Here is a 17,670-nt window from a genome sequence, read left to right as displayed (position 1 = left end):
CTTATTCGCTAATTCCTGTCCACAGCGAACGAAAAAAAGCGGCACATGTTGACACAATTAGCCCATTTGTCACATTTTATTCAAAATAAAAAAAGTGCCGTTTCACACGGCACTTTAGATTATGGACAAAAGGCTAAAATGATCTTTATTTTAGCCCTTTGTCTTCTTTCAGCGTGATAGAAAACCTTTGCAGTCTAGGAAGGACGAGCACCGGAACGGAGCGAATTTGACATTCGTGAGTACCGGCGCAGAGGCCTGACAACGAATGCGAGGGTTTGTCTACACGCTGAAGTGCCGTTCTACACGGCACTTTTCGTTTAAGCATTTATACAGCGACTTTTTCATAAGCACGCAAATATTTTTGAATGTCTCCTGCTCCCATAAAGATCAGAATCGCATCTTCATGCGCTTTCAGCACAGATGTGTCTTCTTCTTCAATCAATTGGGCCTGCGGGATTTTTTCTCGTAAATCTTCAATGCTCAGCTTCCCAATGTTTTCACGGGCTGAACCGAAAATATCACAAAGGTAGACATAGTCGGCTTTCTTTAGACTGTCAGCAAATTCACTTAAGAATTGCTGTGTACGTGTGAACGTATGCGGCTGGAAGACAGCCACAATATCACGGTCCGGATATTTTTGGCGAGCTGCTTCAATCGTGACTTCAATTTCAGTTGGATGATGTGCATAATCGTCAATTAAGACCTGCTCACCGACCACTTTTTCATTAAATCGTCGTTTCACACCGCCAAATGTCGTTAATGCGCCTTTGATAAGCTCTACATCAATGGACTCATAGTGACATAATGCAATGACAGCTAACGAGTTGAGGACATTATGATTTCCGTAGGCAGGAATGTAGAAGGTATCATAAAACGTATTGCGTACAAATACATCAAATGTGGTACCTTCCGTATTTTTCACAACATTGCGTGCTTGGAAATCATTTTCTTCGTTGAAACCGTAGTACACAACAGGTACCTTCGCTTGAATCTTTGGCAGATGCTCATCATCACCGCAGGCAATAATCGCTTTTTTCACTTGAAGCGCCATGTTTTGAAACGCATCAAACACGTCATTAATATCTGAGAAATAATCAGGGTGATCAAAATCAATATTGGTCATGATCGCATAATCTGGATGATAGCTGAGGAAGTGTCTGCGGTATTCGCATGCTTCAAAGACAAAATACTCGCTGTTTTCTTTCCCCATTCCAGATCCATCACCGATTAAGTACGAAGTAGGTTTTGCTGCCTGCATGACGTGAGCAAGCAGTCCTGTTGTTGATGTTTTGCCATGAGCACCAGTAATCGCAACGTTTGTGAATGAATCCATGTATTCTCCAAGGAATTTATGGTAACGAATGACAGGAATCCCTTCAGAAAGGGCACGTTCAATCTCAGGGTGTGTATCAGGGAATGCATTTCCTGCGATGACCGTCATCCCTGGCTGAATATTATCTGGGTCAAATGGTAGAATTTTAATATTTCGTTCTTCTAATGCTTTTTGTGTAAAGATATGTTTTTCGATATCCGATCCTTGGACAGTATACCCAGTATCATGAAGAATTTGGGCCAGTGGACTCATACCTGTCCCTTTTATTCCAACAAAATGATAAACAGTCATAATTGTACCTCCAACAAACGTCTATCTGACTTACAGTATATGACGCTCATTTCAATTTGCAACTTGTGATTTTTGCCTCTAGCTGATCACAGATCGCAGCTCCAAATAAAGATTTTTTTCCGATCTTCCTATTCTAATCAATATTAACTATGATTAGTATCCGACAACTTTCCCATTTCTAACACCTGTTTCCGCTTATTTTACATAAAAAAGCGTTCTGGCAGACATGCGAAAAGCGTCCAATTACAAAATTGCACCTATGTGCTATCATACCATGTTTATAAAAAAAATGAAGTGGTTTGTTTAGATCAACTGTTCTAAGTCACTCAGCGTCATGAGCACTTCTCTCGGCTTACTGCCTTTCGCACCAGAGATCATCCCCTCGCGCTCCATCATGTCAATCAGTCTGGCTGCACGATTGTAGCCAATTCTAAATCTTCGCTGCAAACTTGATGTACTAGCGCTATTCTGCTCGATGGCAAAACGGCAGGCATCCATAAACAATTCATCTTCGTCTGTAATCGCAGAGCCTTGGAGCATTAGTTCCTCCTGTTCAAAAAGGAACACTGGCTTGCGCTGCTTTCTCACATGTGCCACGACTTGATCAATCTCACGGTCTGATACAAAGTTCCCTTGCAGCCTTGTCGGCTTGCCGGAGCCATTTTCTAAGAAGAGCATGTCTCCTTTTCCGAGAAGCTTTTCTGCACCTGCCATGTCAATAATGGTTCTTGAATCAACCTGACTTGAAACAGAAAACGCAATTCTTGTTGGGATATTGGCTTTAATGAGACCTGTAATGACATCAACAGATGGTCTTTGTGTCGCAATCAATAAGTGAATGCCGCATGCTCTTGCTTTTTGTGCAATTCGGCAGATGCTTTCTTCGACTTCATTTGGGGCGACCATCATTAAATCAGCCAGCTCATCAATCACCACGACGAGATAAGGCAGTTTTTCACCCATTTGTTTTTCTTTCACAAGCTCATTAAATCGTTTAATTTCTCTCACGCCAGAGTGTGCAAATAGTTCATAGCGTCTTTCCATTTCATCCACTACCCATTTTAAAGCAGCAGTTGCTGTCTTGGCATCCGTAATTACAGGACTCACAAGATGCGGAATGTGATTATACGGCGCTAATTCAACCATTTTAGGGTCAATTAAGAGCATTTTCACTTCATCTGGTGATGCCTTAAACATTAAGCTCACTAAAATCGTATTAATGCAGACGCTTTTTCCTGAACCAGTTGCTCCGGCAATTAAGCCATGCGGCATTTTTTGCAGATCAACCACGACAGGCTGGCCTGAGATATCTAATCCAAGTGCCGCTGTTAAAGGAGATGGATTGTCTCTAAACGCACTGCTTCTGATCATTTCTCTTAAGAACACCATTTTACTGTGCAGGTTTGGCACTTCGATCCCGATCGTGTTCTTTCCTGGAATCGGTGCTTCAATTCGAATATCCTTTGCGGACAAACTAAGTTTAATATCATCTGACAGGTTCGTGATTTTGTTCACTTTGACACCTGGTTCTGGATGTACTTCAAACCTTGTCACAGAAGGGCCCTGTGTGACATGAACGACACTTGCTCTTACGTTAAAATTTTTAAGCGTCGCATTGAGCAGCTCTGCCCGCTCTTTCACCCATGTGCCGTCCTCTTCTTTTTGAGCTGGCGGTACGTCTAAAAGGGCGAGACTTGGAAAAACATACCCTTGTGTATCGGCTGCTTTCTTTTGCCCTTGCACGCGCTGATCGCTTTTCAACATCATGACATTAAAAGGAACCGTGGAGGTTTGCCCGCTTGTGCGTTGTGGCTGCGGAGATGTCTGTTTTGGTTCTTCTTTCTTGGCTTCCTGCGTTTGTTCTTGCTGCTCTGTCTGCTCTATAACCGTTTCTGCCGGTTCAGATGCAGTTTGTTCCTCTATTACTTGTTCTACTGGCATCAACACTTGATCTTCTACAATTTCAGCTTCTTGAACCAGCTGATCTTCCTGCAGGTCATGTTTGACTGGCTCAGCTTCTTCAAATGCTGCCGCTGGCGCTTCTTCTTGTTTGTCTTCTATTGGATCAGCTTCTAGTTCTTCCACCGTTTCTTCTGAAATGTTTTCTGTTAACGCCGCTTCTTCTGATGGAATGTCTACTTCCATTTCAATAGCCGGCTGCGAAGGTTCCGGTGTTTCGAAGGTCAACATCTCTATTTCCTCAGTATGATCTTCAAACTGATTGACAGGCTCGTCTTTTATTTCTTCGTCATTGCTTGAGGCAGCCTGTGCCGGCTCAGACTCAACTGGCTGCTTCTGATAGACTTCTGCTTGCTGCTTATGTAAATCAGCTTCATGATGATCTTCTGGCTCATTTTCTTCTGGCTGGATGAACGACTCGTCAGTTAAACGTTCCATTGTCGATTGAACATGATCTTGATAAGCGAGTTCCTCTTGCAATACATGCGGGGTTACTGCTGGCTCTTTGTCCGTTCTCTCTTCTGCTGACGCTGAAGCCATTTCCTCGATACGTTTTTCTTTCTGTATAGACGGGATGTTCATTTGCTGTCTGACATTTCGTTCACGCTCTGCCTCTTCTGATAACAGTGTGACACGCTGCGCCGTTTCTTCTGCTGCTTTCCTTTGAACTGAAGCTGCTTCTTCTTTTGCATCTGCTCGTTTTGGACGCATATCCTGATGATAGCCATAGATCGGTGATGGAATTTGCTCTGGTTTGAATGGCTTTTTATTCATATCAGGCTGAAGCGTTTGTTTAGGCTGATAGGTTGTCTGCTTTGCCTTTGGCTGGCTTGGTTTCACGCGTCTTCTCTCCTGCTTCACTCCATCACGCTGAGGTTCATCTGGAACGAGAGGAAAGCGAAAGTTGCCTTTTGGATATTCATAATACACTTTCGTATCTTCGATTTTTTTATATTCTTTATGCTGTTCAAAAGCTGGCTGCTTTGGTGCAGCTAGATCTTCTTCAGGTCTTGCAGCTTTTTCTTCTTTCTTTTCTTCTCCTAAAAATACACTAAAAAATTTATCTAACCAACTCATCATTTATCACTCACTTTAACTCCCCTTACGTTTTCTTGGGCGATTTTTAGTATACCATTGCTTTTTCATGCAGAAAAGCGAGAAAAGTGCCGCTTTATGCTGTTCATGCTGTTATAGATGAAAAAAAGTCACTAAGTACGTACTTAGTGACTTTTGGTATAACACATTCTTCGCTCCTATGTGCCCGTTTATGGGAGGTTAAGCTTTAAAGGGTTCGCCAGCTTGATGGCTTCCTTCTAAAACAAGAATCCCTTTTTCAGCAGGTGCGTCTGGAAGATCTAACTCTTTCGCTGAACAGATCATGCCGCTTGATGGAACGCCTCTAAGCTCAGCATCTTTGATGACCATACCGCTTGGCATCACTGCACCGACCTTCGCAACCACGACATATTGGCCTTGGTCAACGTTTGGTGCACCGCACACGATTTGTAAGGTTTCATCGCCCACATCAACTTGGCAAATGTTTAATTTATCTGCATTCGGATGCTTTTCCTTTTCCTTCACATAGCCGACAACAAATTTTGGTGATAGATCCACAGTTAACGTTTCACTGACACCGTTTCGGTTTAAAATTTCATTGATATCTTGAACAATGGTTTCAGAAAGCGGGACAGATCCGTTTTCTTCAATTTTCATGTAAGTGGATGCATTGAAGATATTAAAGCCTGTTGTTTCTTTTGTTTCTTGATTGAAGATTCGTACAACATCTCCAAATGTCTCATGACCTACTTCTTCTCTCGTCACATCTTTCAATGAAATAAGGAGTGTGTCGCCTACACCTTCTGCATTATAAAAAACGTTCATTCTTCAAAATTCCCTTCTACTGCTGTTTTGGTCTGCTTTTTGCAAGTATAAAGATCGGTTCAAGCTTACCCTCATCATATAAAAATGACAATGCGGTAATTGGAACCGTGCCGCTGGCGAAGAAGCTCATCGACATCTGTCCTAAAATATCATAGCCTGAATCATTGCGAACGTCTGCAATGATGAATACATCTTGATGAGGAACAGAAATCGCCATCTGCCCTTCTATTTTTTGCGCGTATTCTTGTAATAACGATTCATTTAAAAGTCTGCTGGCGTCATACCCGTCATTTGCACGGAAGAAATAAAACCGGTTGCCTGCCACTTCATCCATTTTCACTACAGTTTTAAGCGAACGGACGTTGAAGCTTGCAGTTTCTCTGATTCGCTCTTTTGTCCAGTTTTCCTTTTGAAGCATCTTTTCATCAATTAATCGGTAGGTGCTTCCAAGGTCAAGTGCATAGTAGATTCTCGTTTCTGCTGTATGCTCATCAAACACGAGCGGAATTCCATCACTTGATGCCTCAGGAAAGGAAGTAGAACGAATGACCGGATAGATCTGCTTTTCTTTTCCTGAGATGTGCTGCGCTTCGCCTTTCATAGCACTCAACGCTTCTTTCACATAATAAACGATCTCATCGATTGTTTCATCAGGCTTTACTTCCCACTTTGCAATAATTGGCGGGAGCTCTAGTGTGATGCCTTTGCCTGTTTGTTTATCTTCAATACGAAGCGTATCTTTTTCCCGGTCAAACTCGTGTGACCAGCTGTCGTTCGTCAGACGGCTTTTGAGTTCATTCGCAAGCTGTCTTGATGTCATTTTTGCCATCGTTTTAGACTCTCCTTTCGTTATTTAGAAAGAGAATCTGTTAAAAATGCTTCTATCTCTTCCTTTGTCTTACGATCTTTGCTGACAAAGCGGTTAATCTCTTGTCCGTTTTTAAAGACTAAAAAGCTTGGAATGCCGTAAATTTCCCACTCTGCACAAGTGTCAATGAACTTATCTCTATCGACATAGAAGTACTCAAATTCTGGGTAGTTTGCTTCAAGCTCTGGCAAGAATGGCTCAATAAATGTGCAGTCCGGGCACCAGTCAGCTGAAAATAGCAATACCGTTAAGTCTTCTTGAATCACTTTTTGTAATTCTTCGTTTGATTCAATTTTTTTCATGTTTCATTCCTCCAGTTTGTATGGTTAAATCTCCGAATTGTATATAGCCTTTCTTTCTCATCCATTCTGATACTACCAAACTAATCACTGCCGGGCCAACGATATGCAAGAGAGCTATCGCCAGAAATACAGATGGATGAAACCCCATGACGGTCAGGGTCATGAGCTGTCCAACAAGCCCGCTCGTTCCCATTCCCGCTCCTGCCGCATTATTAACCATCCCAAAGCCAATAATACCAATTGGCGCGAGAATCAAACCAGCAACCGTCGGCGGAATCAGGATGAGTGGGTTTTTCACAATGTTCGAAAGCTGCAACTTTGACGTTCCAATGCCGACAGCCGCAAGACCGCCAAAGCGATTTTCTCTAAAGCCCGCAGCCGCAAAGCCGACCATTTGAGCACAGCAGCCAATCGTTGCAGCACCAGCAGCTGTTCCGCTTAAGTCAAGCATAAGCGCAAGTGCAGCACTTGAGATCGGAGAACTGAGGGCAAGTCCAACAATGGTCGCTACTAGCATGCCCATGATCAGCGGGCTTTGGTCTGTTCCCCACATGATGAGCCTGCCGAGCCCTGTCATCATAGCTTCAATCCCAGGTCCGATTAAAGCAGCGGTGAAAAAGCCAGTGATAATGGTGACAAGCGGCGTTAAAATAATATCAATTCTTGTCTCACCACTGACCAGCTTGCCGAGTTCCACCCCAATTAGAGCAGCCGCGAAGCTTCCGGCTGGTCCCCCAAGCTCTGCTCCAGCGGCACCTGAGACAACACTTGCAAAAATGATCAAAGGAGATGCATGTAAACGGTATGCAACCGCTACGCCGATCGCCGGTCCCATGAGCCCCATGGCGAGGGTTCCCATTTTAATGATGAGCGGAAGTGATAACAGACCGCCTGCTGTTTTTAAAATCAGACCTACCACTAATGTAGCAAATAGACCTAAAGCCATATAAGAAAGTGCATCAATGAAATACACCTTTGGCGAAAGGGAGATCCCCTTTCTTTTCAAATAAGTCATCAACGTCGTCTTCCTGCTTTCTCATAGGAAAGACGAAGAGGCCTGTCCTTCCCATTATATGTAGTATTCTTACGATGAAAAATAGTCTCTACCATGAATATCATAATCATATTTTTTTTGCTTTATCAAGCACTTCTTGTGTAACATGAAAAGAAACAGGACAAACCTTTACTAAGTTTGTACAAAAGGAGGAGATCGTTATGCAATTAACTGTCTATTTAGCTGGAGAAATTCATAGCCAGTGGCGTGATGAAATCAAGGAGAAAAGCCAATCTTTGAAGCTGCCAGTGACATTTGTCGGTCCAATGGAAAATCATGACCGCTCCGATAACATCGGTGAGGATATTTTAGGTGAGCAGCCAAATGCCATTTTTAAAGATGATGCTGCGTCTGATTTGAACAATTTTCGTACTGAAATTTTATTAAACAAAGCAGATGTCGTCATTGCGCGCTTTGGTGAGAAATATAAACAGTGGAACACAGCCATGGATGCATCTGCTGCGATTGCAAAAGGGAAACCTCTTATTTTGATCCGTCCAGAAGAGCTGCACCATCCGTTAAAGGAACTATCAAACAAAGCAAACATCACTGTTGAAACCGTCAACCAAGCGATCAAGGCGTTATCTTATGTGTTTGAACAGCAATAATAAAGAAGGCTGCTCTCATTAAAGAGGCAGCCTTTCAGATTGTTGACAAAGGGCTAAAATGATCTTGATTTTAGCCCTTTGTCTTCTATTCAGCGTGATAGAAAACCTTTGCAGTCTAGGAAGGACGAGAACCGGAGCGGAGCGAATGTGAGATTCGTGAGCACCGGCGCGCAGACCTGACACCGAATGCGAGGGTTTGTCTACACGCTGGAAGGCTGCTCTCATTGAAGAGGCAGCCTTTTTCTATCACATTTATACTTGTTGATAAATAGAATCCACTGTACTTTGATCACAATTTTTGACAAGGCGGACAATTAACTCTTTTGCCGCTGCGTAATCATCCACATGCAAAACAGAATGACTTGTATGAATGTAACGTGCGCAAACTCCGATCACAGCAGAAGGCACACCTTGGTTTGAAATATGAACACGTCCAGCGTCCGTACCACCCGGTGATACGAAATATTGATATGGAATGTTGTTTGTCTCAGCAGTATCAAGCACAAAGTCTCTCATTCCGCGGTGCGTAATCATTGTCCGATCAAAAATACGCAGAAGTGCACCTTTTCCAAGCTGGCCGAACTGTGTTTTATCTCCTGTCACATCGTTTGCAGGACTCGCATCTAAAGCGAAGAAAAGATCTGGCTGAATCATATTCGCAGCTGCCTGAGCTCCTCTAAGCCCTACTTCCTCTTGAACAGTTGCTCCTGAATACAGCTGACATGAAAGTGATTCGTCTTTTAATTCCTTTAATAATTCAATCGCAAGGCCGCAGCCATAGCGGTTATCCCAAGCCTTCGCTAAAATCTTTTTTGGATTCGCCATTGGGGTAAAAACCGTTGCAGGAACGATTTGCTGTCCTGGACGAACGCCAAGCTCTTTTGCCTCTTCTTCACTGTCTGCACCAATATCAATAAGCATATCTGACGGCTTCACAGGTTTGCTTTTTTGTTCTGGCGTCAGAAGGTGAGGAGGTGTACTAGAGACGACACCAGGAATTGGCCCGTGATCTGTATGGACGTCCACACGCTGTGCCAGCATGACTTGACTCCACCAGCCGCCAAGTGTTTGAAAACGAATCATCCCGTTTTTTGTAATCGATGAGACCATGAATCCGACTTCATCCATATGACCCGCTACCATAATTTTCGGTGCGTTTTCCGGCCCCTTGCGTACGCCAAACACTCCGCCAAGACGGTCTTGAATGAGTTCATCAGAATATTTCTCAAGTTCCTTTTTCATAAAAGCACGCACATGGTGCTCATTTCCTGGAGTTCCCTGTAATTCTGTTAAATTTCGGAAAAGTGATAATGTTTCTTCGTTCATTCTACAGTTTACCTCGTTTCTATGTAATGACCATATATATTCCTATAAAAATAACACTCACTTTATACTATAAGAATTCTTTCGGTTTTCCAAGTATCTCTCCAGAAATTTTGAATATGCTTTCAAGTATTCGGATTCCTTAACATCAATGGACAAGTTTTGTATAATGGAAAAAACAGCAATACGGAGGTGCAGCACGTTGAAGTTAAAACATGTTCTGATTGGTGCGAGTATTGGCGTAGCCGCTGCAATTGTTGCAAAGAAAGTATTTTTCCCTACGTATATTTCATCTGAAAAAGCATTAAAAATTGTGAAATCTGCTTTTAAACAGCGCGGCCCGATTGATGGCTCTTGGATTTATACTGTACCAGAACCGTATACCGTAAATGGTGAAACGATTGATGTGTACAAATCTGGCATTACCCGCTCTGCCTTTGGCGAGCTTGAACAGTATGAAGTGATGATTGATGCCAAAACTGGCATGATCGTTGATGTCATTGATTCTGTTGCTTGATCAAGAAAGCTTCGCAAAGACGTGTCCTTGCGAAGCTTTTTTTATATGGCTTTGATTTTTTTGTACACAGGATGCCACATAGCGTCCTGTACAGCCTGAATAAGATCATCAGGCGTTTCTTCTGCAATTCCTTCATCAATTGCTGCCTGCGCCACACGGACGGCCACTGTCGCTGAAACGGTTCGAAGCTGATCGACACTTGGCAGCATCGCTGCACCCGGCTTCCCAACATTGACCATGCTTGCAATGGCTTCAGCACTCGCAACAAACATACTGTCTGTCATCAACCTTGCTTTTGACACAATTGTGCCTAGACCAAGACCTGGGAAGACAAGAGCATTATTCGCTTGTCCAATTTCATATGTGACGCCGCCATATTCGACAGGATCGAATGGGCTTCCCGTTGTCACAAGAGCGCGTCCCTCAGTCCACTCGATCAGATCTTGCGGCTTTGCTTCTGATAGAGGTGTCGGATTCGACATCGGTAAAATCGCAGGGCGTTCCACATGTGACGCCATTTCTTTCACAATTTCCTCTGTAAATGCTCCTCCGACAGTCGAGGTGCCAATTAAGATCGTTGGTTTCGCCTGCTTGACGACCTCTAATAGATCAATCGAATGCTTTGGACCATTACGGGCATAATCCTTTACTTCGTCAGCACGCCTTGCATACGGCTTTTGAAATGGCTGAATGTCAGGTGAATCATCTGTGAGCAGCCCCGTTTTATCAATACACCAGAAATGATCGTAGGACTCCTCTTCTTTGACCCCGTCTCTGACGATTGCATCACGGATTTGCTCGGCTATGCCAATACCTGCCGTACCCGCTCCAAAAATGACGATACGGTGATCTTTCAGCGGAACTTTCGAAGCTTTTGCACATGCAAGAACTGCTGCAAGTGAAACGGCGCCAGTCCCTTGAATGTCATCGTTAAATGTACAAATACGGTCCTTATATTTTTCCAATATCGCACGGGCATTCTTTGTGCCAAAGTCTTCCCAGTGAAGGAGTGCATTTGGGAAAGTAGCACGGGCAAGCTCGACATATTGATCAATGAACTGATCATAGCGCTCTCCTCGAACGCGGGAGTGCTGATTTCCAACATAAAGCGGATCATTCAAGAGACTTTCCTGGTTCGTGCCGACATCAAGCACTACTGCCAGCACGCGGCTAGGATCAATGCCTGCTGCAGCTGTATAAACAGCAAGTTTCCCAACTGAAATGGCAATCCCGCCAACACCCCAGTCTCCAATACCTAAAATACCTTCTGCATCAGTTGCAACGATTAAATCAATTGATTCATCGACACCATAAGAAGCAAAAATCTCTTCCATGCCTTCCAGATCATCAATCGATAAATAAAGCCCTCTCGGCTTTCGATACTCATGGCTATAACGCTGAATAGCCGTTCCTACAGTCGGCGTGTAGACAATCGGAAGCATTTCCGCCAAGTGCTCATTAAGTAATTTGTAAAAAAGCACTTCGTTTCTATCATGAAGTGATGTTAAATACACATTCTTCCCTAGCTCATCCGGCTGTGCCTTGAACTGCTCATATGCACGCTTTGCTTGATCCTCTAAGGTTAAGACCTTAGGCGGAAGAAATCCCTTTAACCCGAGCTCCTCCCGCTCTTCCTTTGTAAATGCAACCCCTTTGTTTAAATAAGGGACTGACATGACTTCCATCCCTCTTAATGGTGTTTCGATCACATCACCATGTACACGATAAAATTGGTTCACCTGCACTCTTCCTTTCACAAGTTCATTTTGTCGTTATTTTGTGTGAAAGGATAAAAAAACATACAGATGATCTTTTATCTTCCTGTTTCTCTTTTGATTTCGTGTGTAATCTGCCCATCTTCGTCCCATTTTACAGCACGATAAATGGCATCATGATAAAACAAGTACCATGCATTTTTTTCTTCAGCATAGGCCTGCCACTTTTGCTTGGCTGGAATCGAAGTCATTGGGTAATCATCATATGCCAAAACCCAGAGTGGATTTTTATGAGCGTGTGTTGGCATGATATCAGCTAAATGAATCGCTGTTTCGCCCTCACTTGTGAGCGTTAAAATACTATGACCGTTGCTGTGGCCGCCTGTATGATGCAGCTCGATTCCTTCTGTCACTTCGATGCTTTCTTCAAATGTGACGACTTGATCTGCCACAGGCTCCCAGTTTTCTTTCCAATATGTATTTCTTGAGCGAATATTTGGCGCTCTCATTTCATCCCATTCGATTTTCGATGTGATGATTGTTGCCTGCTGAAAAACAGACATGAGCTTATCGCCCTCACGTTTTGTTAATCCGCTGGCATGATCGAAGTGTAAATGTGTCATTAATACGTAATCAATATCTGATGGGCGCAGGCCAAGGGCTGCCAGAGATTCTTCCAATTTGGTTTCCTCTGTCACGCCGTAATTGCGTTTTTGTTTATCTGTCAGCTTCCCTGATCCGATGCCGGAATCCACTAACAGATGAAGTCCGTTCCACCGAATGAGAATTGGATCACATCGTAATTCAATTTGATTGCGGTCATTTACCGGGTATTTTTTTGACCATAATGGCTTTGGCACGACACCGAACATCGCACCGCCGTCCATGTGCGTATCTCCCCCATTTAACCAGAACAGTTCCATTTCACCTATTTTCATTGTCTCCATTGCTGTCATCCCTCCTTTTTCTATCGTAGCAAATACAGCCAAAAATCGCATGCACCAATCTTTTCATAAAAAAAGCTGACTGCAATTTTTCTTTGCAGCCAGCTTGATATCACTTGTTATTCTGGGAATTTGACTTCTGAACGATAGATAGGTTGTCCCATAGACGAGAATTTCTCTTCATATTCAGTCATCACGTTTCCTTCTAAGCCGTCCTCATGTAAATCTAGGCTGACATACGTTAAAAGAAGACCATAAGCAGAAAAACTTTTTAAGGAATATTCAAATAACCCGCGGTTATCTGTTTTGAAATGTAATTCACCGCCTGGACGAAGAATATGTTCATATCGCTCTAAAAAGGTTTTAAACGTCAATCTGCGCTTTTCGTGTCTTGCTTTTGGCCACGGATCAGAGAAATTCAAATACACCCGGTCAATCTCATTTTCCGCAAACACATCTGTCAGCGTCTCAGCATTGATATTCAAAAGCTTTACATTTTCAACATCTGTCTCTTTGATTTTATCTACTGCTGTCACAATGACACTTTTAAATAATTCAATGCCAATATAGTTGATATCAGGATGAAGCTTGCCCATTCCAGCAATAAAGCTCCCTTTCCCTGTCCCAACTTCGATATGGATTGGATGATCATTTCCAAACAGCTCATGCCATTTCCCTTTATATTGCTCGGGACTTGCTAAAGCAATATGAGCATTCTCAGCTAAGTAATCATCAGCCCATGGTTTATGTCGCATTCTCAATTTGATACACCTCTATTTTCTTTACATTTTATCAAGATACCATGAAACATAAAGACCCGCAAGACTGCATCTTCTATGTCCATATAAAAAGACCAGCCCTTCACTTGAGCTGGTCTGCCGCATGTATAAATTGGGCGCTGAATGCACAGTTTAACCTCATAAATGACACGCAGGAAAGGAGCATTCGTATGGGTTTAAACCGTCAACATCAGCTTCAATTAATCAAAGATATTTTAACCGATCACCAGCTGGATTGCTGCGGGACTGTTGCAGAATATGAACAGGTGGGACGCGTGATTCAATTAATGCTGGCAAAAGAAGATCTGGATGCTGACATTCGTCAGCTGTTAACAGATATTTATGATTACAGCCAAAAGGGCACCTCTGTCAGTTCAATTGATGCACATATCGAAGAGCATCAATCACATCTGTCTGAGTGGGTCGAAAACATTCCACTGTCTTAATGGATGTTTAACCGTTTTAAAAGTGCATTTAGCTCCGCTTGCACTTCTTTTTGTGCCTTTTCATTTCCTTTTCTTTTATGCCAAACGACAAATGATACGGTTTCAGCGAGCACGTACCACGCCATGCGCTTTCGCAAATTGTCCGTCAGCGGGGCGCCGTACATAGAGAGCCAGCTTTCCCAGTTCTCTTCCTCCACATAATGGTATAAAAGCGGTCCAAGATCAATCGCTGGGTCTGCAATCATCGCCCCATCCCAATCGATCAAATAGAGCTGGTTTTCATCTGTCAGCAGCCAATTATTATGATTGAGATCACAATGACAGACGACCTTGTCCTCAAAATGGACAGCCTCCACATGCTTCTCTAAGTACTGGATGGCACGCGTAATGTCTTGTGAATCAATTTGCTCGTTTAATATGGACTGTTTCAGATGCATCAGAATGGATTCTGGGTCTAGAGAGTGCTTCTCTAATCGTTTCAGCATATCGAGCAATTCTTTTGATGTATGAATTTTTCTTAGCTGCTCTGCTACAGGACGATCATTCATGTCCTTTGGCTTCAGCTCTCTGCCGCTCAGCCAGTGCTGTGCAGTAATCACATCTCCATTTTCCATCCGTTTTGTCCAGACAAGCTTCGGCACAATGCCTTCAGCTGACAAAACCGCAAGAAACGGTGACGTATTGCGTTTTAAAAATAGCTTTTGGTCATTGTGTGTTGCGAAGTACGCATCTCCCGTAGCGCCTCCAGCAGGAGAGATGTGCCATTCGCTACCTAATATTTGTCCCAACCAGTTCATATCAATTTTCAACCCATCATTTCTTAAAATATTTTAAATCTTGCTTTTTTAGTCGACAAAATTCAGCCGATTGAGGATCAATTGGCTGTTTCTTTTTTTATTTATATGATCATAAAAACAAAAAGGACAGCTATTGAGAATGAGATGCTAAACAATAGCCGTCCTATAGATTTTATCGTTACCTTCTTATACTCGTCAAGCAAAACTAAAAAATCAGGACAAGAACCTTACGAAAAAGAAGGCTTTTTTCATGGTTCTTTGCCTGCGGATATACCGCAAGTTATTTAAGCACGTAATTTTAAGGATCGTTCACTTGCCTTTACAAAGACAGGCGTTGCGCCGATCACTTCTCCATCTGCGTGAAATAAGATTTTTTCATCTGCTTCTAAGTACGCTTCCTCATGCTGAAACAGGGTAACTCCATTCATTCCAAGGTGCTTTCGAAACACCATTGCACTTAGAAACAAGAGGACTTTGAATGGATTCAAATCTGTGACAACAATCGTTTGAAAACCTGGCTGCCTCGCACTCACTTCCGGCGCTGCTTCCAGCCCTCCCCCATAATACGGGTGATTGCATACGATCACAAACCACACTTGGCGAAAGACTTTCTTCTCATTTTCAATAAATAGCGCAAGATCAAACGGCTTAAACGACCATAAAGAATGGAGAAATGACAGAGGATAGATGATAAAGCCAAGCCCCAGCCGTTTCAGCCACTTCTTCCCTCTAAAATGCACCGTTTTCCTCAGCACATGTGCGTCAAACCCCACATCGATATGATTGAGAAAGAGAACTGATTGCGGACTTTCAGCATGATCTTGAAAGGAGCCAAGAGAAAATGTTTTGGTGAGCATTCTCTTTTGCTTTTTCACTTCTTTTAGGACATCGTGACGTTGGATACCTAGACCCTTCGCAGCATCATTCCAATGACCAGCAGGGACAAAACTAAGCTGCACATGATCGATTTCCTTTAAGCCATTCAGTACTTCATGAATAGTGCCGTCACCGCCAATGACAATTAAGCGCTTCAGCCTGTCATCCTGCATGGCACTGATTTGTCTTGCCAAAACTTCTGCATGGCCTTCATGCTGGGTGAGAAACGATCGATAAGAGACCTCCACCTTTTGTAATTCTTTCTCTATGCTCCTCCACGTGCGGAGTCCTTTTCCATGTCCTGCTTCTGGATTAACGATAAAGTACCATTCATTCATATATTAGCTCCACTCAGGTGTCATTTTTCGTGACCTTCCATCATTTCTTTAATCGAGCCATTCCTGCCTTCTTTTACTGTCTGATTCACCATAAGCAAGCAATGCTTTTGTCGCCTTAAACTGCTGATGCTTTGTCGGTGCCGTATTTTTCCGCTGCTTTTCAAACCACTCTTCCGCCTTCTTTTTATCAACAACCTCCATCCCGTATGGAACTTCAGGTAAATCAATATAAGAGGTTCGGCTGATGAGGATTTTTTTCACAGGAAGATCTACACCACTTTGCTGTAATATCTTTGACACGACGGTGCCAGAACGCAGAAGGCTTGCACAAGGATTCAAGACAGACTGTACAGCTTTCCCAGTCGCCCGTTTTTCCCAAAAACGTTCCTTCGTTCCGATATAGACGCTGTCTGGCTCGGCCTCTAAGAAGGATAAACAGATCACTTCGAGCGGCGTTATGAGGATCGGACATAGTTCCATCTCAGCTTTTTGAATGAGCAGCACCGGCTTGTACATCACAAAATAAGAATCCGGAAGCTGTCTTGCAAGCATCCGCAGCTTTTCATCATACCGAATATGATGGGAAACGGTTGAAATATGTGAAATCGTCGAACTCGCCCATTTTAATTGCACCTCGAAGAGATGATCCTTAAAAAAGTGAATCAGCTTCGTTTCATCGGTAGGGACGTTTCTGAAAACCCCTTGCTCTATATCTGTCGGCTCGTTAAAAAGACGCAGGTCCCGTTCCTTTTTCATATCGGCTTCTTTTTGCTTTCTCTTTAAGGAGAATTTCTTTCTCTTTTCTTCCTCTTGTTCAGGCGCTTGTTGAGGAATTTGGTCAGCCGGTTGCTGCGCCTCCTCTTTCGAAGCCTTTTTTAACTCGTCCCATCTTTGTTTTTTCAACCGATTGAATTGATTGATGTAGTGATGCGGGTCTTGTTCATATCGTGATATATAATCTTGGATTTTGATAATTTGCGCCATCTGCTGCTCACTCCAACTTCTAGAATCATTTATGTAGTGTAAATTGTTTAATTGCGTGATAACGAGGGGCTTCTTTTGGACGTATTTCAAATAAAGTGATACGAGAAACCTCCATCACATATGGCTCTTTGCGTAAAGGCGCTTGCTTTTCATAAGGGTCATCCGCATTCCATTTGCGCGCGATCGTCATATGCGGATGAAACGGTCTCTTTTCAACAGGGTGTCCTGCTGCCAAGACGGCTTCTTTCACCTTTTCTCTTAAGTGCATGAGCGGCTCACTTTCATGAGGCTTTGCAAAAAAGACTCTCGGGCGTTCCTTCGCACCAAACTGCCCTACCTCATTCAGCTCTAGTGGAAATGCAGACGCTTCATTTGAAAGGATGTCAAGCAGCTGAATGACCTTTTTTAAACGCTCTTCTGGAATGGCGCCTAAAAAGACAAGGGTCACATGATAATCATGTGGTGCTGTCCATTTTTGAAAGAACAGCCCGCTCCTTTGATCAATATCTTGTTTGATTTGATGCGCAAGTTGTTCAGGGATGTGAATCCCTATAAAATAATGACGGCTTTCTGACACAATATCACCTGTCCTTTTTTAACAAACTTTACGAATCCCCATTGATGATAGTATAACTAAAGAAATGCGGAATGAGAA

General features: G+C 43.0%; 17 protein-coding genes. 3 read left to right on the top strand and 14 right to left on the bottom strand.

Translation table 11 applies throughout. The annotated features are described in order from the left end of the window. Window positions 1-325 precede the first annotated feature (325 nt). The 6 genes from murC to MHI60_RS12870 form a co-directional block, all read right to left on the bottom strand. On the bottom strand, window positions 326-1,624 hold the full coding sequence (gene murC / locus MHI60_RS12895) for a UDP-N-acetylmuramate--L-alanine ligase (protein ID WP_095409305.1): 1,299 nt from the start codon (window positions 1,622-1,624) through the stop codon (window positions 326-328). Between the two features lie 303 nt (window positions 1,625-1,927). Continuing rightward, window positions 1,928-4,663: a DNA translocase FtsK gene (locus tag MHI60_RS12890; RefSeq protein WP_144484975.1), complete on the bottom strand. Its 2,736-nt coding sequence runs from the start codon at window positions 4,661-4,663 to the stop codon at window positions 1,928-1,930. Between the two features lie 195 nt (window positions 4,664-4,858). Continuing rightward, complete coding sequence (gene ytpR, locus MHI60_RS12885) at window positions 4,859-5,464, bottom strand: YtpR family tRNA-binding protein (protein WP_095409307.1); 606 nt, start codon at window positions 5,462-5,464, stop codon at window positions 4,859-4,861. Between the two features lie 16 nt (window positions 5,465-5,480). After that, a complete protein-coding gene (locus tag MHI60_RS12880) occupies window positions 5,481-6,293 on the bottom strand; it encodes a DUF1444 domain-containing protein (RefSeq protein ID WP_076840277.1) in 813 nt (270 codons plus the stop codon). A 20-nt stretch (window positions 6,294-6,313) separates the two neighbouring features. Further along, window positions 6,314-6,634 (bottom strand): thioredoxin family protein, encoded by a 321-nt coding sequence (locus tag MHI60_RS12875; RefSeq protein WP_024424860.1) that lies wholly within the window; start codon window positions 6,632-6,634, stop codon window positions 6,314-6,316. Continuing rightward, window positions 6,621-7,649, bottom strand: a complete 1,029-nt coding sequence (locus tag MHI60_RS12870; RefSeq protein ID WP_041107289.1) for a PTS sugar transporter subunit IIC — start codon at window positions 7,647-7,649, stop codon at window positions 6,621-6,623. The genes MHI60_RS12875 and MHI60_RS12870 overlap by 14 nt, the downstream gene beginning before the upstream one ends. Window positions 7,650-7,849: 200 nt before the next feature. On the opposite strand from MHI60_RS12870, the gene MHI60_RS12865 reads away from it, so the two are divergent. After that, window positions 7,850-8,296, top strand: coding sequence for a YtoQ family protein (locus MHI60_RS12865; RefSeq protein ID WP_111291836.1), 447 nt, complete (start codon window positions 7,850-7,852; stop codon window positions 8,294-8,296). 252 nt (window positions 8,297-8,548) lie between these two features. Here the strand turns inward: MHI60_RS12865 and MHI60_RS12860 are convergent, their stop codons facing one another. Beyond that, window positions 8,549-9,622 (bottom strand): M42 family metallopeptidase, encoded by a 1,074-nt coding sequence (locus MHI60_RS12860; RefSeq protein WP_144484979.1) that lies wholly within the window; start codon window positions 9,620-9,622, stop codon window positions 8,549-8,551. 199 nt (window positions 9,623-9,821) lie between these two features. Between MHI60_RS12860 and MHI60_RS12855 the strand changes: the two genes are divergently transcribed. Beyond that, window positions 9,822-10,136 carry a PepSY domain-containing protein gene (locus MHI60_RS12855; protein WP_003217759.1) on the top strand — a complete coding sequence of 105 codons (315 nt, stop codon included), beginning with the start codon at window positions 9,822-9,824 and terminating at the stop codon, window positions 10,134-10,136. A gap of 41 nt (window positions 10,137-10,177) precedes the next feature. Here MHI60_RS12855 and MHI60_RS12850 read toward each other — a convergent pair whose 3' ends face one another. The 3 genes from MHI60_RS12850 to trmB all read right to left on the bottom strand — a co-directional run bounded on the left by MHI60_RS12850 (window position 10,178) and on the right by trmB (window position 13,556). After that, window positions 10,178-11,821 carry an NAD-dependent malic enzyme gene (locus MHI60_RS12850; RefSeq protein WP_342502689.1) on the bottom strand — a complete coding sequence of 548 codons (1,644 nt, stop codon included), beginning with the start codon at window positions 11,819-11,821 and terminating at the stop codon, window positions 10,178-10,180. Window positions 11,822-11,949: 128 nt separating this feature from the next. Continuing rightward, window positions 11,950-12,798, bottom strand: a complete 849-nt coding sequence (locus MHI60_RS12845; RefSeq protein ID WP_144484983.1) for an MBL fold metallo-hydrolase — start codon at window positions 12,796-12,798, stop codon at window positions 11,950-11,952. 116 nt (window positions 12,799-12,914) lie between these two features. Beyond that, window positions 12,915-13,556 (bottom strand): tRNA (guanosine(46)-N7)-methyltransferase TrmB, encoded by a 642-nt coding sequence (gene trmB / locus MHI60_RS12840; RefSeq protein WP_024424866.1) that lies wholly within the window; start codon window positions 13,554-13,556, stop codon window positions 12,915-12,917. A gap of 188 nt (window positions 13,557-13,744) precedes the next feature. Between trmB and MHI60_RS12835 the strand changes: the two genes are divergently transcribed. Beyond that, on the top strand, window positions 13,745-14,020 hold the full coding sequence (locus tag MHI60_RS12835) for a YtzH-like family protein (RefSeq protein WP_024424867.1): 276 nt from the start codon (window positions 13,745-13,747) through the stop codon (window positions 14,018-14,020). On the opposite strand, the gene MHI60_RS12830 is transcribed toward MHI60_RS12835, so the two are convergent. The 4 genes from MHI60_RS12830 to thpR all read right to left on the bottom strand — a co-directional run bounded on the left by MHI60_RS12830 (window position 14,017) and on the right by thpR (window position 17,592). Further along, window positions 14,017-14,817: a phosphotransferase family protein gene (locus MHI60_RS12830; protein ID WP_076840453.1), complete on the bottom strand. Its 801-nt coding sequence runs from the start codon at window positions 14,815-14,817 to the stop codon at window positions 14,017-14,019. The genes MHI60_RS12835 and MHI60_RS12830 overlap by 4 nt on opposite strands. A gap of 284 nt (window positions 14,818-15,101) precedes the next feature. Continuing rightward, complete coding sequence (locus MHI60_RS12825; protein ID WP_144484985.1) at window positions 15,102-16,031, bottom strand: YegS/Rv2252/BmrU family lipid kinase; 930 nt, start codon at window positions 16,029-16,031, stop codon at window positions 15,102-15,104. Between the two features lie 48 nt (window positions 16,032-16,079). Beyond that, window positions 16,080-17,015: a hypothetical protein gene (locus tag MHI60_RS12820; protein WP_048239123.1), complete on the bottom strand. Its 936-nt coding sequence runs from the start codon at window positions 17,013-17,015 to the stop codon at window positions 16,080-16,082. A 25-nt stretch (window positions 17,016-17,040) separates the two neighbouring features. Further along, complete coding sequence (gene thpR, locus MHI60_RS12815) at window positions 17,041-17,592, bottom strand: RNA 2',3'-cyclic phosphodiesterase (protein WP_144484987.1); 552 nt, start codon at window positions 17,590-17,592, stop codon at window positions 17,041-17,043. Window positions 17,593-17,670: the final 78 nt, after the last annotated feature.

The sequence above is a fragment of the Bacillus sp. FSL K6-3200 genome, from assembly GCF_038630485.1.
In the GTDB taxonomy this organism is placed as follows: Bacteria; Bacillota; Bacilli; order Bacillales; family Bacillaceae; genus Bacillus; species Bacillus safensis.
The sequence above is the reverse complement of the archived record's forward strand: the minus strand, read 5'-3'. Positions and strand labels throughout refer to the sequence as shown.

Bases quoted from the DNA above. Each gene is read 5' to 3' on its own strand.
- murC (WP_095409305.1), bottom strand. From the start codon at position 1,624: ATGACTGTTTATCATTTTGTTGGAATAAAAGGGACAGGTATGAGTCCA.
- MHI60_RS12890 (WP_144484975.1), bottom strand. From the start codon at position 4,663: ATGATGAGTTGGTTAGATAAATTTTTTAGTGTATTTTTAGGAGAAGAA.
- ytpR (WP_095409307.1), bottom strand. From the start codon at position 5,464: ATGAACGTTTTTTATAATGCAGAAGGTGTAGGCGACACACTCCTTATT.
- MHI60_RS12880 (WP_076840277.1), bottom strand. From the start codon at position 6,293: ATGGCAAAAATGACATCAAGACAGCTTGCGAATGAACTCAAAAGCCGT.
- MHI60_RS12875 (WP_024424860.1), bottom strand. From the start codon at position 6,634: ATGAAAAAAATTGAATCAAACGAAGAATTACAAAAAGTGATTCAAGAA.
- MHI60_RS12870 (WP_041107289.1), bottom strand. From the start codon at position 7,649: ATGACTTATTTGAAAAGAAAGGGGATCTCCCTTTCGCCAAAGGTGTAT.
- MHI60_RS12865 (WP_111291836.1), top strand. From the start codon at position 7,850: ATGCAATTAACTGTCTATTTAGCTGGAGAAATTCATAGCCAGTGGCGT.
- MHI60_RS12860 (WP_144484979.1), bottom strand. From the start codon at position 9,622: ATGAACGAAGAAACATTATCACTTTTCCGAAATTTAACAGAATTACAG.
- MHI60_RS12850 (WP_342502689.1), bottom strand. From the start codon at position 11,821: ATGGAAGTCATGTCAGTCCCTTATTTAAACAAAGGGGTTGCATTTACA.
- MHI60_RS12845 (WP_144484983.1), bottom strand. From the start codon at position 12,798: ATGGAGACAATGAAAATAGGTGAAATGGAACTGTTCTGGTTAAATGGG.
- MHI60_RS12835 (WP_024424867.1), top strand. From the start codon at position 13,745: ATGGGTTTAAACCGTCAACATCAGCTTCAATTAATCAAAGATATTTTA.
- MHI60_RS12830 (WP_076840453.1), bottom strand. From the start codon at position 14,817: ATGAACTGGTTGGGACAAATATTAGGTAGCGAATGGCACATCTCTCCT.
- MHI60_RS12825 (WP_144484985.1), bottom strand. From the start codon at position 16,031: ATGAATGAATGGTACTTTATCGTTAATCCAGAAGCAGGACATGGAAAA.
- MHI60_RS12820 (WP_048239123.1), bottom strand. From the start codon at position 17,015: ATGGCGCAAATTATCAAAATCCAAGATTATATATCACGATATGAACAA.